The organism is Lysobacter sp. SCRH-1R, from assembly GCF_057747855.1.
Window position 1 is genome coordinate 1,170,124 of record NZ_CM173227.1, and the last position, 24,893, is coordinate 1,195,016.

A 24,893-nucleotide genomic window follows, 5' to 3' on the forward strand; every position below is an offset into this window, starting at 1 on the left:
CGTGGCCGTCCCGTGCGGAAGCACGGGGCGGTCGCGGCCTTCCGGATGAAATGGACCAGAACATAGATTCGTTGCTGGAACGCGCCGAAGGCCTCGCCGCCACGCGCGATTTCGCCCACGCCCGGCAGGCGTTGCAGGCCGCCGAAACGCTCGCGCCGGACGATGCGCGGGCGCCGTTGCAGTTGTCCTATGTCGAATCGCTGGATGGCCGATACCGCGCCGCGCGCGAGGCCGCGCTCCGCGCGCATGCGCTGCGCCCGCGCGGCGACGCCGTCGTGCAGGAACTCGTGCGCCGGCTGCGCACGTTCAACGAAGCCGGCGCGCTTCGCGAATGCATGCAGCGTCTTCCGCCGTTGCGTGAAGTGAGCATCCCGCTGCTGCTGACCTTCGCCGCGCAGCTGAGCTACCTCAATCGCCAGGAAGAAGCGCTGGCGCTGCTCGACGAGGCGTATCGAGGCGATCCCGATTACCCGCCGACGCTGGCCTCGCGCGGCCAGGTGCTCACGTATCTCGGACGGTTCGACGAGGCCGAAGCGGACCTCATGCGCTGCGTGCGGCGCGCGCCGGAACTGGCCTCGGCATGGTGGTCGCTGTCGCGCCTGCGCAGGCAGACGCCGGAGTCCAACCACGTCGATGCGATCCGCACGCAGCTTTCGCGACCGGGCCGCCGCGCGGAAGATGTCGCGCTGCTCGCCTTCGCGCTGCACAAGGAATTCGACGACCTCGGCGACGTGCCGGCCGCGTGGCAGGCGCTGGAGCTGGGCTGCCGTGCGAAGCGGTCGACGCTGCGTTACGCGGCGTCCGAAACGCGTGCGGTGGTCGACGCGCTGATCGCAGCGCCGACGCCCGCCGCCGCGGAACGCGATGCCGAAGGCCCCACGCCGATCTTCATCGTCGGCATGCATCGCTCCGGCACCACGCTGCTGGAGCAACTGCTCGCCGGACATCCCGGCGTCGCCGCGCTGGGCGAGCTGTACGACTTCACCTCGCGCATGCGCGAGGCGACCGATCGCCACTGTCGCGGCGTGATCGACACGACCGTCGTCGAGCGCGCGGGAGCGGTCGATTTCGCGCAGGTCGGGCGCGGTTATCTCGACGGAGTCGCGTGGCGGCTGGAGGGCGCAACCGCCTTCACCGACAAGCTGCCCACCAATTTCTTCCACGTTGGACACATCTGCCGCGCGCTGCCGCACGCGAAGATCCTGCACATGCGGCGCGACCCGATGGAGACGTGCTTCTCCAACCTGCGCGAGCTGTTCTCCGACGCGAATCCGCATTCATACGGGCAGCACGAACTGGGCGATTACCACGCGCAGTACCGGCGGCTGATGGCGCACTGGCACGCGCGGTTCCCGGGCCGCGTGCTCGACGTGGACTACGCCGGGCTCACCGCGCAGCCGGATGTCGGAATGCGCCGGGTCGCGGCGTTCTGCGGGCTGGAGTTCACGCCGGCGATGCTGGACACGCGCGGGCGGGATCGCGGGGTCGCGACGGCCAGCGCGGTTCAGGTCCGTGAAGGCGTGCGCGCCCGCGCCGAGCCCAAGTGGCGCCGGTACGCGTCCTGGCTGGAGCCGCTGCGAACCGCGTTGCAGTCCTGAACGGACGCCGGCCGCGCCGGGTGGGGTAAAGCCGGCCGCCTGCGTTGATGAGGCATGGACGGACGCTCGTACCACGCGCTCGCGACGGATGCCGTCGGCCCGTTGGCCGGCGAGGGCTCCGCATGGACCGTGCGCGCGTGCTACAAATTCGCATTGCAGCAAGCGCAGTCCGGTGTTTGCGGCTCGGTTTCGGAGGACGAAACCGGCCTGGAGTGGGGCGATCCGGACCGCGTCGAGCTCGATGCCGCCCCCGCAGGAGCCCCCGGTCCCTACCATGCGTTCGAATCGTTTTCGGCCTTCGGGCTGGCCCTGCCCACGGGCGAGGCGATCGGCATGACCCCCTCGGGCGCGACGACCCACGCCAGCCCGCCGGACGAGGACGTGCCGCCCGCCGTGGGCGAGGGCGCGGACGGCTTCGACCGGTTCCTGCGCGAGCACCGGCCGATGCTCGTCGCCTGGCTCAGTCGACGCATCGGCGAGGACGACGCGCAGGACGTGGCGCAGGAAGCGCTCGTGCGCCTGATGCGCTACCGCGAGCAGCCGGTCGAACAGCTGCGCCCGCTGATGTACCGCATCGCCATCAACGTGATCCACGATCGCGGCCGGCGCGATTCGACGCGGCAGGTGTTCGCGCACGTCAGCCTCGACCAGGATTTCGTCGGCCTGCCGTCGCTGGAGCCCAGCCACGAGACGCGCATCGGGCACGAACAGGAGCTGGCGCTGGTGCGCGCGACGATCCTGCAGCTGCCCGACCGCTGCCGCCAGGTGTACCTGCTCAACCGCATCGAGGGCCTGAGTTACAGCCAGATCGCGCAGCACTGCGGAATCTCGGTGAAGGCCGTCGAAAAGCACATCGGAAAGGCGCTGTCGCTGCTTCGTTCGAAGCTCCGCGACGAGGGCGCCGATCGCGAGGAACGCACATGAACACACGGACGTCGCAACCCGCCGACGGCCAGGCCGAAGCATGGATGGCGCGCCTGATGGCGCCCGACTGCACGCCGGCCGACCGCGCGGCCTTCGAGGACTGGCTGGCGCAATCGCCGCGGCACATCGAGGCCTGGCTGGAGGTCGAACGCGTGCAGGCGCTGTCGGCGCAGCTGCAGTCGGACGAGATGGTCCGCGCCGCCGCCCGTGCGGTGCGCCGCGCGCCGGCGATCACCGCACGGCGCGCGTGGATCCCGGCCGCCGCCGCCGCGATGCTGGTCGTCGCCGTGGCCGCGATCTGGTGGCGCTACGAGCCTGAATCCACCGTGGTTCCGCAGCATTACGCCACCGCGATGGGCGAGCAGAGCGAAGTCACGCTGGCCGACGGCACCGTCGTGCTGCTCGATACCGGCACGCAGCTCACCGCGATGTTCGATTCGCGCGAACGTCTCGTCGAACTGGCGAAGGGCCGCGCGCAGTTCGTCGTCGGGCACGACGAGCAGCGGCCGTTCCGGGTGAAGGCCGGGCCGAGCACCGTGCGCGACATCGGCACGACGTTCCAGGTCGCGCACCGCGACGGCGCGGTGGACGTGGGCCTGCTCGAAGGCCGCGTCGACGTGAGCGCGAAGGGCGATCGCAACGTCGCCACGCTCTCGCCGGGCGAGCAGGTGCGCGTGGACGCCAACGGCCGCATCGGCCCGAAGGCGCCGCTCGACGTGACGGGCGCGCGCGCCTGGCCGCAGGGCGACCTGGTGTTCAGGGAGCGTCGTCTCGACGAGTTGCTGATCGAAATGAACCGCTATTCGAAGCAGCAGGTGCGCCTGGCCGATCCCGCTCTGGGCGGTCTGGTGGTCAGCGGCGTGTTCCACGCCGGCGACCAGGACGCGCTGGTCGCGGTGCTCGAACGAGGCTGGTCGCTGCGCGCGGAACGTCGCGGCGCGGACGAGATCGTGCTGCATCGGCGCGATCGCTGAGCGGTCGGCCGCGCGTCGCATCTTTCCCGCGCGAAACCACAGATCCGGCAAGGTATGGCGCCGGATCGTTAAGCAAACGTTGCGTGGCGGAGCCGCGCTCTCGTATCGTGTGAGCAACTTTCACGTTGACTCGCGCAAGCAACAATGGCCAGGAAGTTCCGACTCGCCCTCGCCATTGCCGGTGCGCTTTCGCTCGCCTGCGCCGCCGCACCGGCGCTCGCCGCCGAATCCGCTTCATCGGCCGTGCGCTTCGTCATCCCGGCGGGCACGCTCGACCACGCATTGCAGACGCTCGCCACGCAGGGCCGCGTGCAGCTGATGTATGCGCCGGGTCTCGTCGCACAGCGGCGTTCGTCCGGCATGCAGGCGGACCTGCCGCCCGCGCGCGCGCTCGAAATACTGCTGCGCGACAGCGGCCTGCAGGCGGTGCAGGTCACGCCCAACACGTTCCTGATCGAACGCGCGCCCACGCCCGACATCGCGCCGCCCACGCCCGTGGTTTCGCGCGAGCCGGTCGAACTGGCGACGGTGGAAGTCACCGGCACGCACATCCCGCGCGCGTCCATCGACGTGGTGACGCCGGCGCCGCTCACGCGCATCAGCCGCGCGCAGATCGAGGCCAGCGGCTACCAGACGGTGTTCGAACTGCTGAGCTACCAGCCCGGCATGATCAGCCACCACCCGGTGGACGTGGCGACCGATGGCGGCTTCAACTCGCAGCAGCCGTTCGCCGCCGCGGCGACGACCAGCCTGTACGGACTGGGTCCGCGCGCGACGCTGATCCTGATCGACGGCCGGCGCGTGGCGAACTACGGCCTCGCGTCGGCGGACCTGGGCGGACTCACCGATCTCAACGGCATTCCGCTGACGATGGTCGACCGCATCGAAGTGATGCGCGGCGGTGCGTCGGCCATCTACGGCGCCGATGCGATGGCCGGCGTCATCAACATCATCCTGCGCAAGGAACAGCAGGGCGGCGAGGTGACCGCGCGCTACGGGCTGTCGGAGCAGGGCGATGCGGAGCAGCGCCGGCTGTCGCTCAGCTACGGCCAGGCGACCAGGAACGACGGCAATTTCTTCCTCGGCGCCGACTATTTCCATCGCGACGCGCTGCAGGGCGACGCGCGCGGCTGGCGCACCGCGGACCAGAGCCGCATGGGGCTAACCGATCGCCGCATCCCGCTGGGGTACTTCAGCCTGATCGACCTGACGATCGTGCAGCCGGCCTGCCCGGATGCGGTGCGCGATGCCGAAGGCGGGTGCTTCCTCGACGTGCCGCAGTACCTCACGCTGCAACCGGAAATGGAAAGCGGCGCGGTCTACGCGCGCCTGCGCCAGCCGTTGGGCGGCACGCTGGAGTTCGATGGCTCGTTGCGCCTGGGCCAGGTGCAGCAGCGGCTGCAGGGCGCGCCGCTGTACGGATCGATCCGGTTGCCGGCGGTGCATCCGGACAATCCGTTTCCGCCCGAGACGCCGGTGCAGCTGGACTACGCGTTCTTCGACGTCGGGCCGATCCGCAGCCGCAGCAGTTCGCAAAGCGCCGACCTCGACCTCGGCCTGTCCGGCCTGTGGGGCGACTGGGAATGGCGCGCGGGCGCGTCGCATCATCGCAACCGCGTCGACAACCAGATCGACGGCCTCATCAGCACCGCGGCGTTGTCGCAGGCGCTGGCGGATTTCAGCTATCGCTTCAACTCGCCGGACAATCCGCCCGAGGTGATCAGCGTTATGTCGCCCCGGATAGAAGTGGAGGGCGACGCGCGTTTCGACCAGGTCACCTTCGCCACCAACGGCGCGTGGTTCACGCTGCCGGGCGGGCAGGCGCAGGTCGCGCTGGGCGTGGAGTGGTCGCGCGATGCGCTGCGCAACGCGCCGGACCAGCGCATGCTCGACGGCGACGTGGCACTGGGCGCGCAGAAGAGCCGGCTCGACGATCATCGGACCAGCTCGGCGTTCTATGCCGAGATGAGCCTGCCCATCACGACCTGGCTGCATGCCGATGCCGCGTGGCGCATCGATCATCGGCAGGGATATGGCAGCGAAACCTCGCCGATGTTCGGCCTGAAGTGGATGCCGCTGGATACGTTGACGGTGCGTGCGACCTCGGCGACCGGTTATCGCGCTCCGTCGCTGTTCGAACTGCGCCGCCCGAGCATCGGCGGCGGCACGTTCGAGGTGGTCGAAGCCACGCCTGCGCTGGCGCCCTGCGCCGTGCCGGTCAGTTTCATGGGCGTGGATTACTGCCTCGTCACGCATGGCGCGATCGAGAATCCCGACGTGCAGCCGGAAACCTCGCGCAGCCAGACGCTGGGACTGGTGTGGGCGCCGACGGCGTCGTTCGACGTCAGCCTCGACCGCTTCCGCATCCGCCGCCGCAACGAGATCGTCACCACCGATGCGTTGTCCGATCCGGAGTCATTCCCGCTGTCCTGGCAACGCGACGCCCAGGGTGGGCTGATCGCGATCAACGACTACTTCACCAACGTCGGTCGCACGCAGGCCGAAGGCTGGGAACTGCAGTCCGAGTACCGCCTCGACACTGCCGACGCCGGACGTTTCACCTTCCGCCTCGCCGCGAGCTATCTGTCGTCGCTGGAGCGGCAGGCGAGTCCGGATGCGCCGGTGCTCGATTACGCCGGCCACGGTTCGCCGAAACGCTCGGTGCTGGCGGGGATCGAATGGCTGTACGGCGACTGGATCTCCACGCTCAACGTGCACCAGCTCGGCCCGGTGGAGATCGCATCGCCCGGCCGCCCCTGTCCGGCCCCGAACGCGGAGGCGGGGAAATGCCGTACCCCGGCTTCGACGACGGCGGATGTGTACCTGGCGTACGTCGGTTTCGAACACTGGCGCCTGTCGCTGAACATCGACAACGTCACCGACCGCGAACCGCGCAACTACGACCCGTTGAAGGGCGGCTACGACATCGCCTACGACGACCCGCGCGGGCGCTATTACCTGGTGAGTGCGACGTACCGGTTCTGAGGCGGGGACGTACGTCGCTCGCCGTTCGATTCGTCATTCCCCGCCGGCGGGGGCCAAGCGCTTGTAGCTCTTGTAGCCCGGGTAAGCGAAGCGCACCCGGCTCGGAGAGACGGCCGCGTCCCCGGGTGCGCTTCGCTTACCCGGACTGCAACAGCTGGGCGCTTCGGCTTTCTCGCGCGCTGACCCTCCGCTGCCCCAACCCCTCCGCACTCCCTCCGGTCGCCGATGGGAGAAGGGCTTGGGAAGCCCGCCCATGACGAGCCCGGAAAAAATATGTCCGCCGGGGGTAGGGGGGAGGCGCCCCGCCCCCGTTATGGAGGTCGTAACGGGATCAGGACGACGGATACGGATGTCTCCGCGCCATGGATGGCGCACTTTTTCGGCGGTCCATCCGGGCAGCCACGTTTCATGCGTACCAGGAGGGTGCGTACCTGGCGGGAACCACGGGACTCGCCTGCGGATCGAAGCGGACCCTGCCGCGGAGATCCCTTCTGGAGAAGCCCCGGACGGCTTCTCCAGACCTTCCCCCGCGGCGCGCTCCTCTCTCCCCTCGCGCCGCAGAAAAGGAAAAGGCCGCGATCGCTCGCGGCCTTTTCTCTGTCCGAAGGGACCGGAGGCTTACGCCAGGCCGGCCTGCTTCATGACTTCGGCGGCGTAGTCTTCCACCACCTTCTCGATGCCTTCGCCGACGGCCAGGCGCTGCATGCCGACCACTTCGGCGCCGGCGGCCTTCAGGACCTGCTCGACGGTCTGGTTGGTGTCCAGCACGTACGGCTGGCCGTACAGCGTGACCTCGTTGACGATCTTGGCGATCTTGCCGCTGATGATCTTCTCGAGGATGTCGGCCGGCTTGGCCTTGTCCTTGTCGGACATCTTGGCCAGCTCGATTTCCTTTTCCTTCGCGACGAAGTCGGCCGGGACGTCCGACGCCTTGATGTGCGGCGGGTTCATCGCGGCGACGTGCATCGCCAGGCCGCGGGCCAGGTCGGCGTCGCCACCCTTGACCTCGACCAGCACGCCGATCTTGCCGCCGTGCACGTAGGCCGCGACGTTGTTGTTGCCGTCGACCAGAGCGAGGCGACGCACCTGGATGTTCTCGCCGAGCTTGGCGATCGCGGCGGCGCGGGCTTCCTCGACCGTCTCGCCCGAAGCGAGCTTGGCGGCCTTGACGCCTTCGACGTCGGTCGCGCCGGAGCTCAGCGCGGCGTTGGCGACGGCGTTGGCGAAGGCGAGGAAGTTCTCGTCCTTGGCGACGAAGTCGGTCTCGGAGTTGATCTCGACCAGCACGGCCTTGCCGCCGTTCTGGGCGACGGCGATGCGGCCTTCGGCGGCGACGCGGTCGGCCTTCTTGTCGGCCTTGGCCAGGCCCGACTTGCGCAGCCACTCGGCCGCGGCGTCGATGTCGCCGTTGTTCTCGGTGAGCGCCTTCTTGCACTCCATCATGCCGGCGCCGGTGCGCTCGCGCAGTTCCTTGACCAGGGAAGCGGTGATTTCTGCCATGGGGGTACCTCTATGGTGTAGGGCGGGTCGCGACCCGCCTTTTGCGATTCCGGACATCGCGGCGGGACCTGGCCCGCGCGACGCAGAAACTTCGGACGTGGCCGCGCAGCTTGGCGCGGCCACATGACGCGGTCCTTACTCGGCCGCTTCGGCCTTCTTGCCGGCGGCCTTCTTGGCCGGGGCGCGGCGCGGAGCCTTGCCTTCCTCGCCCTCGGCGGCTTCGGCGAAGTCTTCCTCGCGAACCGACGCGGCCGACGGAGCGGCGGCCTTGCCTTCCAGCACGGCGTCGGCGGCGGCACGGGCGTACAGCTGCACGGCGCGGATGGCGTCGTCGTTGCCCGGGATGGCGTAGTCGACCAGGGCCGGGTCGTAGTTGGTGTCGACGACGGCGATGACCGGGATGCCGAGCTTCTTGGCTTCCTTGATCGCGATGTCTTCGTGGCCGATGTCGATCACGAACAGCGCGTCGGGCAGGCGGTTCATGTCCTTGATGCCGCCCAGCGAGGCTTCCAGCTTCTCGCGCTCGCGGCGCAGGCCCAGCACTTCGTGCTTGACCAGCTTCTGGAAGGTGCCGTCGGTCTCGGCCGCTTCCAGCTCCTTCAGGCGCTGCACCGACTGCTTCACCGTGCGGAAGTTGGTCAGCGTGCCGCCCAGCCAGCGCTGGGTCATGTACGGCATGCCGCAACGCTCGGCCTCTTCCTTGATCGCCTCGCGCGCGCTGCGCTTGGTGCCGATGAACAGGATCATGCCGCGCTTCTGGGCGACGCCCGAGATGAAGTTCATCGCGTCGTTGAACAGCGGAACGGTCTTCTCGAGGTTGATGATGTGGATCTTGCCGCGCGCGCCGAAGATGTACGGACCCATCTTCGGGTTCCAGTAGCGGGTCTGGTGGCCGAAGTGGACGCCGGCTTCGAGCATCTGGCGCATGGTGATCTGGGGCATTGCTTTGACTCCAGGCAGTGGAACCGGCCGCCCGCGTGAACAAAGCACGGTGTGAAGGGCGGTACCGCCGGCAGGGGCCGGGGGCAGGGGTTCCGGGGTTGGGCCTCCCCGCAGCGTTCGTGGCCGAACCAGGCGTCCTGGTGGACGTCCGGCACCCCGGCACGACGTGTGGCTGCGGGTGTGTATTCGCCTGCGTTCCGGACGGGGCCGGTGCGCTCTCGCCCTGGCGTGGGCGGTCAGGATCGGACGGAGCCGGTCGCTGAGCCGCGGGATTGTAGCCGTAACAGTGCGTTACGGGCAACTTCGGGCGTCGGGAAAGCCTGAACGGACCGCGGATGGGCCATAATGCCGCCATGCCCATCACCATCAAGACCCCCGAAGAGATCGAGAAGATGCGCGTCGCCGGCCGCCTGGCCGCCGAGGTGCTCCAGGTCGTCGCCCCGCACGTCAAGGCGGGCGTGACCACCGAGGAACTGGACCGCATCTGCCACGATCACATCGTCAACGTGCAGAAGGCGATCCCGGCCAACGTCGGCTACAAGGGATTCCCCAAGACCGTCTGCACCTCGGTCAACAATGTCATCTGCCACGGCATCCCGAGCGAGGCCAAGGTCCTGAAGGACGGCGACATCGTCAACATCGACGTCACCGTCATCAAGGACGGCTGGCACGGCGACACCAGCCGCATGTACGTCGTCGGCACGCCGTCGGTCATGGCGAAGCGCCTGGTCGACGTGACCCGCGAGGCGATGTTCCGAGGCATCCGCACGGTGAAGCCGGGCGCGACCCTGGGCGACATCGGCGCGGCGATCCAGCAGTACGCCGAAGCCGAGCGCTTCAGCGTGGTGCGCGAATACTGCGGCCATGGCATCGGGCGGATCTACCACGAGGATCCGCAGGTCCTGCATTACGGCCGCAACGGCGAAGGGCTCGTGCTCAAGCCGGGCATGACTTTCACCATCGAGCCGATGATCAACGAGGGCACGCGCTACACCAAGCTGCTGCCCGACGGCTGGACCGTGGTCACCAAGGACCGCAAGTTGTCCGCGCAGTGGGAGCACACCGTCGCGGTGACCGAGAACGGCGTGGAGATCCTCACCCGCGTGCCGGGTGACGACAACGACCTATGAGCGACCGCTCCGCCGCCGTCGATGAGCCTTCGGCGGCGCAGGGCAGTGCCGACCCGGCCGCGGCGATCCGCGCGGCCCTCGCCACGGTGGACGCCGGCCTCGCCAAGGCCTTCGACGGCGACCCCAACGCCGACATCGACCGCCTGCTCGCCGCGCGTGCAGGCGCGATGGATGCGCAGGTGCGCGCCGCGTGGAAGGCGTGCCTTCCTGCCGACGCCCCGCTGGCGTTGTTCGCCGTCGGCGGCTACGGCCGCGCCGAACTGTTCCCGCAATCCGACGTCGACCTGCTCGTGCTCGCCGAACCCGACGCGCAGGCCGCGCACGCCGAAGCGCTGTCGCGTTTCGTCGCGCTGCTGTGGGACGGCGGCGTGCCGGTCGGCCATGCGGTGCGCTCGCCGGTGCAGTGCACGGAAGCGGCGGCCGACATCACCGTGCTCACCGCGATGCTGGAAGCGCGTCCGCTGGTCGCGCAGGTCGAACACCTGCACGCGTTGCAGGCGGCGATCGCGCCCAGCCTGGTGTGGCCGGCACGCGAGTTCTTCGCCGCCAAGCGCGAGGAACTGCGCCTGCGCCACGCGCGCTACGAAGACACCGCCGACAACCTCGAGCCCAACCTGAAGGAAGGCCCCGGCGGACTGCGCGACGTGCAGACGCTGCGCTGGATGGCGCTGCGCATCGTCGGCACGGGCGATCTGGAGTCGCTGGTCGCCATCGGCCAGTTCGGCGCGGACGAACTCGCCACGCTCGAACGCGAACGCCGCGCGCTGTCGCGCCTGCGCTTCGGCCTGCACCTGGTCGCCGGCAAGCGCGAGGAACGGCTGCGTTTCGATTACCAGAAAGTGCTGGCCGAACGCCTGGGCCACGTCGACAACGCCGACAACCTCGCCGTCGAGCAGATGATGCAGGGGTTCTATCGCAGCGCCGCGCTGGTGCTGCGCATCGGCGAGCGGCTGCTGCAGCGTTTCGAGGAACAGATCGAAGGCGAAAGCACGCCGGTCGCGATCGACCACGCGTTCGAGCTGCGCCGCGATTACCTGTGCGCACGCGATCCGCACTGGCCGCGCGACGCCTACGACGTCTTCGCGCTGTTCGCGGTGTGGGCTTCGCACGATGCCGTCCGCGGACTGCATTCGCGCACGGCGCGCGCGCTGGCCGAATCGCTGTCGCGCGTGCCGGCGTTCCAGCAGGCCGAACCGGCCTTGCGCGAGCGTTTCATGGCGCTGCTGCGCGGCCCGCATCCGGTGCACGCGCTCGAACGCATGGCGCGCCTGGGCGTGCTCGGACGCTGGATCCCGGCGTTCGCGAAAGTCTCCGGCCGCATGCAGTTCGACCTGTTCCACGTATTCACGGTCGATCAGCACACGCTTGCGGTCCTGCGCAATCTCGCGCGCTTCGCATCGGGTATCGCGGACGAGCGCTTCAGCATCGCGCACGAGGTCTGGCCGCGCCTGCGCAAGCCGGAACTGCTGCTGCTCGCCGGGCTTTTCCACGACATCGGCAAGGGACGCGGCGGCGATCACTCCGAACTCGGCGCCGAGGATGCACGCATCTTCTGCAGCACCATGGGCCTGTCGCAGGCCGACGGTGCGCTGGTGGAATGGCTCGTCCGCCAGCACCTGCTGATGTCGGTGACCGCGCAGAAGCAGGACATCGCCGATCCCGAAGTCATCCACCGTTTCGCCGGCAAGGTCGCCGATCGCGAACGCCTCGATCATCTCTACCTGCTGACCTGCGCCGACATCGCCGGCACGTCGCCCAAGTTGTGGAACGCGTGGAAGGACCGGCTGCTAGCCGATCTCTACACCGCCACGCGCCTGGCGTTGCGACGCGGGCTCGAACATCCCGTCGCCGGCGACGAACGCGCGAACGAAACGCGCGACGCCGCGCGCGCGATGCTCGCCACGATGGGCATCGGCGACGAACAGGTCGATGCGCTGTACGCGCGCATGCCGCAGATCGGTTTCGAGCGCGGACGTCCCGACCAGATCGCGTGGCAGGCCGCTTCGCTGCGCGGCGTCGAACCGGGGCAGACGCGCGTTCGCGCTCGTGCGCTAGGCGAGCATGCCGGTGCGCTGGAAGTCTTCATCCATTCGCCCGATCGCGACGGCCTGTTCGCCGCGATCGTCGCCACGCTCGACCGCCTGGGCCTGGCAATTCAGCAGGCGCGGGTGCTCGACGGCCCGAACGGCATGGTGTTCGACAGCTTCGAAGTCGTGCCGATCGATCCGCGTTGCCCGCCGACGAGCGAAGAGGTCGAACAGCGCCTGGGCGCCGCGCTCGCCGGCGACCTGGATCGCATCCGGCCGGCGCGTCGCGCGCAGCCGCGTCATCTCAGGCATTTCCGCATCGCGCCGCAGATCGGTTTCGACACGCTGGAAAGCGACGCCGGCACGCGCACGATGCTCAGCCTGGTGTGCACCGACCGCCCCGGCCTGCTTGCGGACGTGACGCACGCGATCCGCAGCCAGGGTCTGCGCGTGCACGATGCGCGCATCGCGACCTTCGGCGAACGCGCCGAGGACGTGTTCCAGATCACCCATCCCCATCACGACGGGCGCGACGGCGCGCTCGATGAAACAAGGCGGCAGGCGCTGCGCGAAGCCTTGCTCGCCTGCCTCGAAGGAGACTGTTGAATGGCCCTGCAGAAGAAAACCGTCCGCAAGACCGCGCGCAAGAAGGCCGTGCCCGCCGGGCCGGGCGTGGACGAGCTGAAGTTCATGATCGACAGCGCCTTCGAGCGCCGCGCGATGCTGACGCTGGACGAGATCGAAGGCTCCACGCGCCCGACGGTGGAACGCGTGATTTCCGGCCTGGAGACCGGCGAATTCCGCGTCGCCGAGCCGGACGGCAAGGGCGGCTGGACGGTCAACGAATGGCTGAAGAAGGCGGTGTTGCTGTACTTCCGCGTGAACGACATGCAGGTCGTCGACGGGTATCCCGCGCCGTACTGGGACAAGGTGCCGGCGCGTTTCGCCGGCTATGGCGAGTCGGACTTCCGCAAGCTGGGCGCGCGCGTCGTGCCGGGCGCCGTCGCGCGTCGCGGCGCGCACATCGGCAAGGACGTCGTGCTGATGCCGAGCTTCGTCAACATCGGCGCGCACGTGGGCGAGGGCACGATGGTCGACACGTGGGCGACGGTCGGTTCGTGCGCGCAGGTCGGCAAGCATTGCCATCTTTCCGGCGGCGCGGGCATCGGCGGCGTGCTGGAGCCGCTGCAGGCGAGCCCGACGATCATCGAGGACCACTGCTTCATCGGCGCGCGTTCGGAAGTCGTCGAAGGCGTGGTCGTGGGCCACCACAGCGTGATCGGCATGGGCGTGTTCCTCGGCCAGAGCACGCGCATCTACAACCGCGCGACGGGCGAGATCTCCTACGGTTTCGTGCCGCCGTACAGCGTCGTCGTCTCCGGCCAGCTGCCGGCGAAGGACGGCTCGCATTCGCTGTATTGCGCGGTGATCGTGAAGCAGGTGGATGCGAAGACGCGCAGCAAGACGAGCATCAATGATCTGTTGCGCGGGTTGGCGGAGTGATGCGGGAGTGGGGTTGAGGAAGTGAGGAGTGAGTTCGCTCCGCCTTCCGATATCACACTGCACCCTGCGCTCACTTCTCACTCTCGAGTCTTACTCCCATGACAACGCTCTACGGACTCAACAATTGCGACACCTGCAAGAAGGCCCGCAAGTGGCTGGATCGCTTCGGCGTCGCGCATTCCTTCGTCGATTACCGCGAACAGCGCCAGGCGCCGGACACGCTGGTGGAGTGGAAGGACCGGCTCGGCGGCTGGGACGCGATGATCAACAAGTCGTCCACGACGTGGCGCACCCTGCCAGACAACCGCAAGACGCCGGGCTCTGACGCGGAATGGAAGCTGCTGCTGAAGGAGTATCCGCAGCTGATCCGCCGCCCGGTGGTGATCACCGGGGACGGTGCGATCGCGCAGGGCTTCAGCGACAACGGCTTCAAGAAGCGCTTCGGAGTGGGCACCCTTGGCTGATGCATCCGCTGCCGACGAGGTGCTGGCGCTGGCGCTGGACCTGATCGCGCGTCCATCGGTCACGCCCGACGACGCCGGCTGCCAGGCGTCGATCTCGCGTCGCCTGGCGGCCGCGGGTTTCCGCTGCGAATCGCTGCGCTTCGGCGACGTCGACAACCTCTGGGCAGTGCACGGCAGCGAAGGCCCGACGCTGGTGCTGCTGGGTCACACCGACGTCGTGCCGCCGGGGCCGCGCGAGGCGTGGAGCAGCGATCCGTTTGTGCCGGAGATCCGCAACGGCGTGCTCTACGGGCGCGGCGCGGCCGACATGAAGGGCAGCGTGGCGGCGTTCGTCGTCGCGCTGGAGCGTTTCGTCGCCGCGCATCCGGACCATCCGGGCCGCGTCGCGCTGCTGGTCACGTCCGACGAGGAAGGCGATGCGGTCGACGGCGTGCGCCAGGTCGCCGAGGTCTTCCGCAAGCGCGGCGAGCGCATCGACTGGTGCATTACCGGGGAGCCGTCGTCGAAGGCGACGCTGGGCGACCTGCTGCGCGTGGGACGTCGCGGCACACTGTCGGCGACGCTCAACGTGATCGGCGTGCAGGGCCACGTGGCGTATCCGGAAAAGGCGCGCAACCCGATCCATCTCGCGATGCCGGCGCTGAGCGAGCTCGCCGCGCGGCGTTGGGACGACGGCTTCGAAACCTTTCCACCGACGAGCCTGCAGATCAGCAACATCCACTCGGGCACCGGCGCGAACAACGTGATTCCGGGCGAACTGCAGGCGCTGTTCAACCTGCGCTTCAATCCGAACTGGCGCGCCGAGCAGCTCGAACGCGAGTGCGAGGACGTGCTGCGTCGTCACGGCCTGGACTACACGATCCGCTGGCATCGCGGCGGCGAACCGTTCTATACGCCGGAAGGCCCGCTGCGCGCGGCGGCGCGTTCGGTGCTCGGCCGTTATTGCGGCGGCGCGCCGGAGGAGAGCACCGGCGGCGGTACGTCGGATGCGCGTTTCATCGCGCCGCTTGGCGCACAGTGCATCGAGATCGGACCGGTGAACGCGAGCATCCACAAGGTGGACGAAAACGTGTCCGTCTCCGATCTGCAGCGGTTGCCGGAACTGTATCGGGAGTTGATCGAGCGGATGCTGCTCGACTGAGTATCGCGATAGCGGGGGTAGCCCGGGCAAGCGAAACGCACGCGAGGGGGGCTGTCACGTCTGAACCCGGGTGCGCTTCGCTTACCCGGGCGACAGAAAACTGCTCGAACGAGATAACGCGCTGCGGCGCGGTCATCGTTGACACGACCGTATTGCCCGGGGGCGCGGTGCGCTTCGCTTACCCGGGCTACAAAAGCACGGTGCGGGAACGTCAGCCGTTCCCCGGCACCAGCTTCATCGTGTAACGCGTCTCGCCCGGCAGGAACGGCGTCGGCCGTCCCTGCACCCAATCCTCGTGCCCCGCGCCCCAGAACGGCGACATCGGATGCCCGCTCTGTCCGCCCGGCATGTGGATGATTCCGTCGGCCTCGTGGCCCGGCGCGACGACCATGCGCTCGGAGGCGCCGAACTCCGGTCCCTGCACGCGCGGCATGGCGCTGTCGCCGGGCAGTTCGTCGGCGGGCATGCACAGCTGCGGCTTGAGGAAACCGGGCAACGCACGCGACAGCGGATGGCAGATGCGCGCGGTGTTGCGCTCGCCCCAGGTGCGCTGCGCGATCGGGCCGCTCTTCGCCAGTTCGTTGCGCACTTCGCGTGCGGCGTCCTCGAACAACGCGTCCCACGACGCGAACCGGCGCGGCAGCAGGTTCGCCGGACGCTGCGTGACCAGCGGCCACGCAACGCCTTCGAAATGCGAAAGGTTCGGCATTTCGAACGCCTCACCCAGCGCGGCATGCGCGGGCGCGGTCAGGCCGTCGAGCAGGCGGTCGTGCACCGCGAGACGCCACGCGCGCACGATGCGGTAACTCGTCGAGTCCGCACTCGCGCGACCCTGCCACGTGGATGCGACGACCGCGAGTTCGTGTAGCGCGGGCGTGTTCGCAACGCCATCGCGTTCGCGCAGCAACGTCCACCACCGCTGCAGGAACAGGGCGCGATCGTCGAGCTGGATCGCGAGCAGGTCGCGTTCGGCGAAACGATCCTTCGCGAACAGGCCGTCGCGGATCTGCTTCGCGCGCGCGCCGTTGGCGTAACCGCCATCGCCCACGCGCGACAGCAGCGTTCCATCGACCACGCGCGAATTCGCCGTCCACAGGCGCTGCACCGTGCCGATCGGCAGCGCGGTGCCGTGCGCGGTGGTGATCGGCCACGGCGCGCAGGCGTCGGGTTCGACGACCTGCGTCGCATCGCAACCGGCCCCACGCTGCGGAATCGGGCCGAGCAGGCGCCAGGTGATGCGCCCCTGCGAGTCGCCGATGGCGAGGTTCTGCGCGGGAATCGCCGTGCGATCGGCCATCGCGAGCGCGTCGTCGAGCGAGCGCGCGTGCAGGAATTCGGAAAGGCCGAGGTTCATCGAGCCGGGCCGGTGGGCGATCCAGCGCAGCGCGAGGCCGCTGCCGTCGCGTTCGCGGTGCAGGATCGGGCCCCACGCGGTTTCGTCCACCGGGAACTCGACGTCGTCGCTTCCCGCCACGCGAATGATCTCGATGTTGCGCGTCGCGCCCGCGCAGGTCTTCTCGCCGCAATCGGCCACGCGCTTCCAGTCGAGCCAGTCGCCGTAGCTGTTGGTGAAACCCCACGCGACGTGCCCGTTGCTGCCGACCACCAGCGCCGGCAGGCCGGGCAGGGTGAAGCCGTTCGCATCGACGCGACCGCCGTCGGCGCGCGGATCGGGGTAACGCAATCGCGCGCGGAACCAGATGTTCGGTGCGCGCAGGCCCAGGTGCATGTCGTCGGCGACGATCGCGCGGCCGTCGGCGGTGAGCTGGCCGGACACGGCGAAGTTGTTGCTGCCGACATCGGAACGTTCGGGTACGTCGGCCGGGCGCGACCCTTCCCGCATCGGCAGCGTGCGCAGGTCGACGGTCGAGGCGTCGGGCAGCATCGCGTCGCCGCGCGGGCGGCCGGCGAGTGGCGCGTCCCAGCTCGTGCCGTCGTGCGCGAGCAGCGCGAACAGCGCCGGCGGCAGATGCGGACGCAGGCGCCACATCGCCAGTTCGCGCTCGTTCTGCGCGTCCTGCAGGTCGAAATACATCGCGTAGCCGGTCAGCGCCGAGTCGGCCAGCGTCCAAGGCTCGGGCTGCGTGCGCAGAAGCAGGTAGGGCCACGGCCGCACCTTCAGCGCGGCGCGTCCGGCGTTGACGCCATCGACGTACGCCTGCGCCATCCCGCGCTTGTCGCCCAGGATCGCGTCCATGTGCTGCATCACGCGCGCGCGCATGCGGTGCACGCGGTGCCGCTTGTCCGTGCCGATGGCGACGGGCCCGAACAGCGCGGCCAGTTCGCCCGCGGCCGTGCGTCGCAGCAGGTCCATCTCGAAATAGCGTTCCTGCGCGTGCACGTAGCCGAGCGCGCGCATGGCGTCGTTCTCGTTGGCCGCATCGACCGTGACCACGCCGTTCGCATCGCGCTGGATCGTCACCGGGGCCGACAGGCCGGGCAGGGCGAGTTCGCCGTCGAGCCGCGGCAGGCTGCCGCGCATCAGCCACCAGCCGGCGAGCACCGCCGCCAGCAGTACCAGTACCAGCGCGACGAGCACGCGCCTGATCCACTTCGTCATGGGCCTGTCGCCTGTGGTGTCCCCGCGCCGAGCTTATCCGATGAACGGCGGCACCGGCGGGCGGATGTCCCCTTGCAAGCGGGCCCGACCTCTTGCACGATCGACCCATGACCTTCGTCCAGGCCACCGCCTACGCCGCCACTGCCGCCCTGCGCGGCGGCGCGCCCGCGCAGGGCCTGAACAACAACAACCGCAATAACGCCAGCCTCCCGCGGGCCGGTGATTAGCGCGTTGTAACCGCACTGAGCACCCACGAAGCCCGCGCCGCAAAGCGCGGGTTTTTTGTTTTTGTCCTCCCGAAAACCCACCCCCGACCCCAGGAGTCATCGTCATGTGTTCCATCCTCGGCATCTTCGGCCTCCAACCCGGCGACGACGTGCAGGCCCTGCGCCGCCGTGCGCTGGAACTCTCGCAACGCCAGCGCCATCGCGGCCCCGACTGGAGCGGCGTCCACCTCGACGACGGCGCGATCCTGGTGCACGAGCGGCTGGCCATCGTCGATCCCGCCGGTGGTTCGCAGCCGCTGCGCTCGGCCGACGGCGAACTCGCGCTGGCGGTCAACGGCGAGATCTACAATCACCGCGAACTGGAGCAGGCGCTGGCGCAGCCGTACGCGTTCCAGACCGGTTCGGACTGCGAGGTCATCAACGCCCTGTACCGCCAGCGCGAGGACGTGGGCGAGTGGCTCGGCGAATTGAACGGCATCTTCGCCTTCGCGCTGTGGGACCGCACACGCGGACGGTTCCTCATCGCACGCGATCCCATCGGCGTGTGCCCGCTGTACTGGGGCCACGATCGCGACGGCCGCCTGTGCGTCGCCTCCGAGATGAAGGCGCTGGCCGACACCTGCGTCGACGTCGCGCAGTTCCCGCCCGGGCATTACTACGACAGCGAACGCGGCGAACCCGTGCGCTATTACCAGCGCCCCTGGCGCGACCACGCGGCGACCGAAGGCGTGGAGGTGTCGAAACAGGAGCTGCGTGAAGCCTTCGAACGCGCCGTGCATCGCCAGCTGATGAGCGACGTGCCGTATGGCGTGCTGCTCTCCGGCGGCCTGGATTCCTCGCTTGTCGCGGCGGTGGCCGCGCGCTTCGCCCGCAAGCGCGTGGAGGACGACGACACCACCGAAGCGTGGTGGCCACGCCTGCATTCCTTCGCGATCGGACTGGAGGGTTCGCCCGACCTGGCCGCCGCCGAAATCGCGGCGAAGGCGCTGGGCACCGTGCATCACGGCTTCACCTACACCTTCGAGGAAGGCCTCGATGCGTTGCCGGAGGTGATCCGCCACATCGAAACCTTCGACGTCACGACGATCCGTGCGTCCACGCCGATGTTCCTGCTCGCGCGACGCATCAAGGCGATGGGCGTGAAGATGGTGCTCTCGGGCGAGGGCAGCGACGAGGTGTTCGGCGGTTACCTGTACTTCCACAAGGCGCCGGACGCGCGCGAATTCCACGAGGAAACCGTGCGCAAGCTCGACGCGCTGCACAACTACGACTGCCTGCGTGCGAACAAGTCGATGATGGCGTGGGGCGTGGAGCCGCGCGTGCCGTTCCTCGACGTCGAATTCCTCGACGTCGCCATGCGCATGGACGCGGTGCACAAGATGGTGCGCAAGGGGCCGAACGGCCGCTCGATCGAGAAGGCGATCCTGCGCGAGGCGTTCGAGGGGTACCTGCCGGATTCGATCCTGTGGCGGCAGAAGGAGCAGTTCAGCGATGGCGTCGGCTACGGTTGGATCGACGGGCTGAAGGCGCATGCGGAAGCGCAGGTGAGCGACCGCGTGTTCGCGGCGGCGGCCAGCCGCTTCCCGGTGAACCCGCCGCAGACGAAGGAGGCGTACCTCTACCGCCACATCTTCGAGCAGTTCTTCCCGGGCGTGGCCTGCGCGCAGACGGTGCCGGGCGGGAAGTCGATCGCGTGCTCGTCGCCAGTGGCGATCGCGTGGGATGCGGCCTTCGCGAAGATGGCCGACCCGTCCGGGCGGGCGGTGGCGGACGTCCACGAGGCGGCGAACGCGTGACGCGACGCCGTGCACGCGCGCGCGGCAACGGATACCTTGGGCGCTCTCCAACCGATGAGGTGCGCCGATGGATCGTCGCCGGTTCCTAGCCACGGGTGGTCTGGTCGCGGGCGGCCTGGCCGTTGCATCGCCCGCGTCGGCCGCGCAGGCCACCGGCGGTGGCCTCGCTGCGGACCCGGCGTTGTTCCGCGAGGTGAACTTCGTCCACGACGGACTCGGCCTGTCGCCGCGCGAATACGCGACGTTGCTGGACGAGGCGGCATCGAAGCGCGACCTGCCCGCGGACAACTACTCCAACGGCGGTGTCGTGGAGGAACTGGAAACCGCCTTCGCGAAGAAGCTCGGCAAGCAGGCGGCGATGTTCGTGCCGACCGGCACGCTCGCCAACCACATCGCGTTGCGCAAGCTCGCCGGCGAGAACCGCCGCGTGCTGGTGCAGGCCGAGAGCCATTTCTACGCCGACAGCGGCGATGCCGGCGACGTGCTGAGCGGCCTCAACCTGATCCCGCTCGCACAAGGGCAAAGCACGCTCGCGCTGGATGAGGTGAAGCGCTGGGTCGGGCTCTCGGCGAGCGGGCGCGTGCCGATGAGGGTCGGCGTGCTGTCGATCGAATCGCCGGTGCGTCGCTGCGATCACGCGATGGTCGATTTCGACGAACTCCAGCGCGTGTCCCGGTACGCGCGCGAGCAGGGCATCCGCCTGCACCTGGACGGCGCGCGCCTGTTCAACCTGCCGTACCACTCCGGGCGCGGCGTGCAGGAGTACGCCGCGCTGTTCGACACGGTGTTCGTGTCGCTGTGGAAGCACTTCAATGCGGCGTCGGGCGCCATCCTTGCGGGCGATTCGTCGTTCATCGAGGGGCTGTACCACATGCGGCGGATGTTCGGCGGTTCGTTGCCGCAGGCGTGGCCGGTGGCGGCGGTGGCGACGCAGTTCGTCGATTCCTACGAGGCGGACTATGCGCGTGCGTGGGAGGCGACGGACCGGGTGCTCGCGCTGCTCAAACCGGAGCGGCGCTTCAAGGTCCGCAGGGTACCGATGGGCACGAGCCGGTTCTTCCTGTCGGTCACGGGCGTGGATGCGACGGCATTCCGGACGCGCACGCGCCAGCGCGGCGTGTGGCTGCCACGTCCGGATCCGGACACGGGCGAGTTCGCCATGCAGGTGAACCCGAGCGTGCTGCGCGCGGCGCCGGATACCATCGCCCAGGCGCTGATGGCGGCCGTGAAGGCCTGATGCGCGGCCCGCGCGCATGCGACTGCGAGTGATTCCGATTCGGACGCGGTGCTTTTCGATCGGGCACCCTATGCGCCTGGCAAGGAGAGTCCCCCCATGAAAGGCCATCCCGAAGTCGTCGATTACCTGAAGATGCTGCTGCGCGGCGAACTGGCCGCGCGCGACCAGTACTTCATCCATTCCCGTCGTTACGAGGACATGGGCCTGCAGTCGCTGTACGAGCGCATCGACCACGAGATGCAGGAAGAAACCGAGCACGCCGACGCGTTGCTGCGGCGCATCCTGTTCCTGGAAGGCGATCCGGACATGCGTCCGGAACCGTTCGTCGCCGGTCATACGGTGGAGGAAATGCTGCAGCGCGACCTCGACGTCGAGTATCGCGTGCGCGCCGCGCTCGCGCAGGGCATGGCGCTGTGCGAGCAGCAGGGCGATTTCGTCAGCCGCGAAATCCTGCGCGTGCAGCTGCAGGACACCGAGGAAGATCATGCGCACTGGCTGGAGCAGCAGCTTGGGCTGATCCGCCGCCTGGGCATCCAGAACTACCTCACGGCGCGGCTGGCGCAGAAGTCCGCGTCCGCGGAGTGACGACGCTCCTGTAGCCCGGGTAAGCGGAGCGCACCCGGGGATCGCGCAGATCCAAAGAACGGCTGCTTGAACGATGTAACGCGCTGCGGCGCGGTCATCGTCGACATGACTGAATTACCCGGGGGGGGCGGTGCGCTTCGCTTACCCGGGCTACAGAAGCTCGTTTCTCGTTCCCGACTCTTTCCCGTTCCTCGCTTGAAGGTCAGCGCTTCCGGTCCAGCCGATACACCGAGGTATGCAGCGCGGTCACGCCTTCCTCGACGAACCTCGGCTGCGATTCGAGGATGTCGCGGCGTTCCAGCGTTTCGACGTTCCAGTCGCGCCCGTAGAGCACGCGCACTTCGTCCTCGACCACGCTGAAAGGCGGGCCGGCCTTCTCATGCTGCGGGTATTCCAGCGTGATCAGCAGGCCACGGCTGTGCGAGGGCAGGCGGGCGTAGAGCTCGTGCACGTAGCGGCGGCGAAGGTCGGCGGGAAGCGCGATCAGCGCCGCGCGGTCGAACACCGCCCCGCAATCGGCCAGCGCCGCTTCGTCCAGGCCGAACGCATCGCCGCAGATCAGCTCGATGTCGCCGGCGCGGTAGTGCGTGCCGTACTTCGATTCGCTCACCTCGGGCGTGACGCCGTGCCCGGCGAAGAACGCCTCGATGGCGATGCGCGACAGCTCCACGCCCAGCACGCGATAGCCCTGCGCGGCGAACCACGCCATGTCGAGCGACTTGCCCGCCAGCGGCACGAACACGCGCGTGCCCGGCACGATGCCGAGCGACGGCCAATGCTTGAGCATCAGCGGTGTCGGCGCGTCCTGGTGGAAGCCGATCTGGTTGTCGGCCCAGCGTTGATGCCAGAAGTCGGGGTGCATGATTCGTCCTTGTGCTGGAGCAGCGACAACGCTTCGCACCGTCCCGTCATCCGGCGAAGGCCGGAATCCAGGCTGTCACGGTACCAGCGTCGGTGTCGTCGCGTTCGTAATGGTTGCCGGCCTGGCCGGGCCTTCGCCGGGATGACGGGATGGGGTGGGTACGTCGCAGCGAGCGCGAGGCGCTCGCTGCGCCTTACTCGACCGCCAGGCCTTCGACCTTCTGCCACCCGCGCGGCAGCAACCCGCCGCGCGTCGCGCGTGCGCCGAGGTAGGTGTCCAGGTCCTTGAACGTGATCGACATCGTGCGCGCACCGGATTTCACCACCAGCGTGCCGCCCGGCGACACGACCGCGACGGCGACCACGCGCTCGGTGCCGAGCTTCGCCTTCGGGATGTCGATGAGCTTGTTGCCCTTGCCCTTGTCGAGTTCCGGCAGCTCGCCGACCGGGAACGCCAGCAGGTGGCCGACGTTGGTCACCACCGCGATGCGGTCCTGTTCGACGCTGTTCACCGGCGCCGGCTGCACCACCTTCGCGCCCGGCGTGAGCGAGAGCATCGCCTTGCCGGCCTTGTTGCGGCCGGTGAGGTTCTCGAAGCGGGTGACGAAACCGTAGCCATGGCTTGACGCGAGCACGAAACGCGTGTCGTTGTCGCCGCTGGCGAGCGCCTGGAACGACGCGCCCGGTGCTGGCGAGAAGCGGCCCGTCAGCGGTTCGCCGTTGCCGCGCGCGGACGGCAGCGAATGCACGACGGTCGAGTACGCACGGCCGGTCGAATCCAGGAACGCGACCTGCTGCGTGCTGCGGCTCTTCACCGCGCCCAGCAGCTCGTCGCCTTCGCGGTAGTTGAGCGCGCCGGCGTCGATGTCGTGGCCCTTCGCCGCGCGCACCCAGCCCTTCTCGCTGAGCACGACGGTCATCGGCTCGCTGGCGACCAGCTCGGTCTCGCTCAGCGCCTGCGCGGCACCGCGCGCGACCAGCGGGGAGCGGCGCGCATCGCCGAACTTCTTCGCATCGGCCAGCAGTTCGTCCTTCACCAGCTTCTTCAGCTTGGCGCGGCTTTCCAGCGTGGCGACGATGCGTTCGCGCTCGGCCTTGAGCTCGTCTTCCTCGCCGCGGATCTTCATCTCTTCCAGGCGCGCCAGCTGGCGCAGCCGGGTTTCGAGGATGTAGTCGGTCTGCTCCTCGCTGAGCTTGAAGCGCTTCATCAGGACGGGCTTGGGCTCGTCCTCGGTGCGGATGATGCGGATCACCTCATCGAGGTTGAGGAACGCGACCAGCAGGCCTTCCAGCAGGTGCAGGCGGCGCTCGACCTTGTCCAGGCGATGCTTGAGGCGGCGCGTCACCGTTTCGGTGCGGAACGCCAGCCATTCGGTCAGCAGCGCCTTCAGGCCCTTGACCTGCGGCCGGCCGTCGCGACCGATGATGTTGAAGTTGACGCGATAGCTCTTCTCGAGGTCCGTCGTCGCGAACAGGTGGCCCATCAGCTGCTCGGCGTCCACGCGGTTGCTGCGCGGCACGAGCACGATGCGGGTCGGGTTCGCGTGGTCGGATTCGTCGCGGATGTCCTCCAGCCACGGCAGTTTCTTCGCGCGCATCTGCGTGGCGATCTGCTCGATCACCTTGCCCGGCGAAGTCTGGTACGGTAGGGCGGTGATGACGAGGTTCGGGCCGTCCTTCTCGTAGACGGCGCGGGCACGCACGCTGCCCAGGCCCGTTTCGTACATCTGGATGAGGTCCGCCGCCGGCGTGATGATCTCCGCCGTGGTCGGGTAATCCGGGCCGCGCACGTGTTCGCACAGGTCGCGCGTGGTGGCGTCGGGGTCGTCGAGCAGGCGCACGCACGCACTGACGACTTCATTGAGGTTGTGCGGCGGCACGTCGGTCGCCATGCCGACCGCGATGCCGGTGGTGCCGTTGAGCAGCAGGTGCGGCAGTCGCGCCGGCATCCACGAGGGCTCTTCCAGCGTGCCGTCGAAGTTGGGCGTCCAGTCGACCGTGCCCTGGCCGAGCTCGCCCAGCAGCACCTCGGCGATCGGCGTCAGCTTGGCTTCGGTGTAGCGCATCGCGGCAAAAGACTTCGGATCGTCGCTGGAACCGAAATTGCCCTGGCCTTCGATCAGCGGATAGCGGTACGAGAACGGCTGGGCCATCAGCACCATCGCCTCGTAGCAGGCGCTGTCGCCGTGCGGGTGGTACTTGCCGATCACGTCGCCTACGGTGCGCGCGGACTTCTTCGGCTTGGACGCCGCGTTCAGTCCCAGCTCGCTCATCGAATAGATGATGCGGCGCTGCACCGGCTTGAGCCCGTCGCCGAGGAACGGCAGGGCGCGGTCGAGCACCACGTACATCGAGTAATCGAGGTAGGCGCGCTCGGCGTACTCGCGCAGCGGGATCTGTTCGAAGCCGTGGAATGCCGGACGGACGGTATCGTTCATG

General features: G+C 68.7%; 17 protein-coding genes. 12 read left to right on the forward strand and 5 right to left on the reverse strand.

What is annotated here, in order from left to right:
• Window positions 1-50 precede the first annotated feature (50 nt).
• The 4 genes from AC3ANK_RS05355 to AC3ANK_RS05370 all read left to right on the forward strand — a co-directional run bounded on the left by AC3ANK_RS05355 (window position 51) and on the right by AC3ANK_RS05370 (window position 6,481).
• Window positions 51-1,598, forward strand: a complete 1,548-nt coding sequence (locus tag AC3ANK_RS05355; protein ID WP_484172308.1) for a sulfotransferase family protein — start codon at window positions 51-53, stop codon at window positions 1,596-1,598.
• Between the two features lie 54 nt (window positions 1,599-1,652).
• Window positions 1,653-2,522, forward strand: coding sequence for an RNA polymerase sigma factor (locus tag AC3ANK_RS05360; RefSeq protein ID WP_484172309.1), 870 nt, complete (start codon window positions 1,653-1,655; stop codon window positions 2,520-2,522).
• Window positions 2,519-3,496, forward strand: a complete 978-nt coding sequence (locus AC3ANK_RS05365) for a FecR family protein (RefSeq protein ID WP_206859598.1) — start codon at window positions 2,519-2,521, stop codon at window positions 3,494-3,496. Before AC3ANK_RS05360 ends, AC3ANK_RS05365 begins: the two co-directional genes overlap by 4 nt.
• A 144-nt stretch (window positions 3,497-3,640) precedes the next feature.
• Entirely contained in the window at window positions 3,641-6,481 is a 2,841-nt protein-coding gene (locus AC3ANK_RS05370; protein WP_484172310.1) for a TonB-dependent receptor domain-containing protein, read from the forward strand.
• Between the two features lie 618 nt (window positions 6,482-7,099).
• Here AC3ANK_RS05370 and tsf read toward each other — a convergent pair.
• Both tsf and rpsB read right to left on the reverse strand, forming a co-directional pair.
• The gene (tsf, locus tag AC3ANK_RS05375) at window positions 7,100-7,981 is read right to left on the reverse strand and encodes a translation elongation factor Ts (protein ID WP_206859595.1); all 882 of its coding nucleotides are present in this window, start codon (window positions 7,979-7,981) and stop codon (window positions 7,100-7,102) included.
• Between the two features lie 135 nt (window positions 7,982-8,116).
• Window positions 8,117-8,923: a 30S ribosomal protein S2 gene (gene rpsB, locus AC3ANK_RS05380; protein ID WP_206859594.1), complete on the reverse strand. Its 807-nt coding sequence runs from the start codon at window positions 8,921-8,923 to the stop codon at window positions 8,117-8,119.
• Window positions 8,924-9,258: 335 nt separating this feature from the next.
• On the opposite strand from rpsB, the gene map reads away from it, so the two are divergent.
• The 5 genes from map (at window position 9,259) to dapE (ending at window position 15,188) form a co-directional block, all read left to right on the forward strand.
• Window positions 9,259-10,053, forward strand: coding sequence for a type I methionyl aminopeptidase (gene map / locus AC3ANK_RS05385; RefSeq protein WP_425492461.1), 795 nt, complete (start codon window positions 9,259-9,261; stop codon window positions 10,051-10,053).
• Complete coding sequence (gene glnD, locus AC3ANK_RS05390) at window positions 10,050-12,686, forward strand: [protein-PII] uridylyltransferase (RefSeq protein WP_484172311.1); 2,637 nt, start codon at window positions 10,050-10,052, stop codon at window positions 12,684-12,686. Before map ends, glnD begins: the two co-directional genes overlap by 4 nt.
• The gene (gene dapD / locus AC3ANK_RS05395) at window positions 12,687-13,583 is read left to right on the forward strand and encodes a 2,3,4,5-tetrahydropyridine-2,6-dicarboxylate N-succinyltransferase (RefSeq protein WP_484172312.1); all 897 of its coding nucleotides are present in this window, start codon (window positions 12,687-12,689) and stop codon (window positions 13,581-13,583) included.
• 98 nt (window positions 13,584-13,681) lie between these two features.
• Complete coding sequence (locus AC3ANK_RS05400; protein ID WP_484172313.1) at window positions 13,682-14,047, forward strand: Spx/MgsR family RNA polymerase-binding regulatory protein; 366 nt, start codon at window positions 13,682-13,684, stop codon at window positions 14,045-14,047.
• Window positions 14,040-15,188, forward strand: a complete 1,149-nt coding sequence (dapE, locus tag AC3ANK_RS05405) for a succinyl-diaminopimelate desuccinylase (RefSeq protein WP_484172314.1) — start codon at window positions 14,040-14,042, stop codon at window positions 15,186-15,188. The genes AC3ANK_RS05400 and dapE overlap by 8 nt, the downstream gene beginning before the upstream one ends.
• 211 nt (window positions 15,189-15,399) lie before the next feature.
• Here the strand turns inward: dapE and AC3ANK_RS05410 are convergent, their stop codons facing one another.
• Window positions 15,400-17,748 (reverse strand): penicillin acylase family protein, encoded by a 2,349-nt coding sequence (locus tag AC3ANK_RS05410; protein ID WP_484172315.1) that lies wholly within the window; start codon window positions 17,746-17,748, stop codon window positions 15,400-15,402.
• A gap of 331 nt (window positions 17,749-18,079) precedes the next feature.
• Here AC3ANK_RS05410 and asnB point away from each other — a divergent pair, with 331 nt between their 5' ends.
• From asnB to bfr, 3 genes are all read left to right on the forward strand, one after another.
• Window positions 18,080-19,771, forward strand: coding sequence for an asparagine synthase B (gene asnB / locus AC3ANK_RS05415; RefSeq protein ID WP_484172316.1), 1,692 nt, complete (start codon window positions 18,080-18,082; stop codon window positions 19,769-19,771).
• Window positions 19,772-19,838: 67 nt separating this feature from the next.
• Window positions 19,839-21,008, forward strand: coding sequence for a threonine aldolase family protein (locus AC3ANK_RS05420; protein ID WP_484172317.1), 1,170 nt, complete (start codon window positions 19,839-19,841; stop codon window positions 21,006-21,008).
• Window positions 21,009-21,104: 96 nt separating this feature from the next.
• The gene (gene bfr / locus AC3ANK_RS05425) at window positions 21,105-21,593 is read left to right on the forward strand and encodes a bacterioferritin (protein ID WP_206859578.1); all 489 of its coding nucleotides are present in this window, start codon (window positions 21,105-21,107) and stop codon (window positions 21,591-21,593) included.
• Between the two features lie 202 nt (window positions 21,594-21,795).
• Here the strand turns inward: bfr and AC3ANK_RS05430 are convergent, their stop codons facing one another.
• Window positions 21,796-22,455, reverse strand: a complete 660-nt coding sequence (locus tag AC3ANK_RS05430) for a thiopurine S-methyltransferase (RefSeq protein WP_484172318.1) — start codon at window positions 22,453-22,455, stop codon at window positions 21,796-21,798.
• 193 nt (window positions 22,456-22,648) lie between these two features.
• On the reverse strand, window positions 22,649-24,892 hold the full coding sequence (gene parC, locus AC3ANK_RS05435; RefSeq protein ID WP_484172319.1) for a DNA topoisomerase IV subunit A: 2,244 nt from the start codon (window positions 24,890-24,892) through the stop codon (window positions 22,649-22,651).
• Between the last annotated feature and the right edge of the window lies 1 nt (window position 24,893).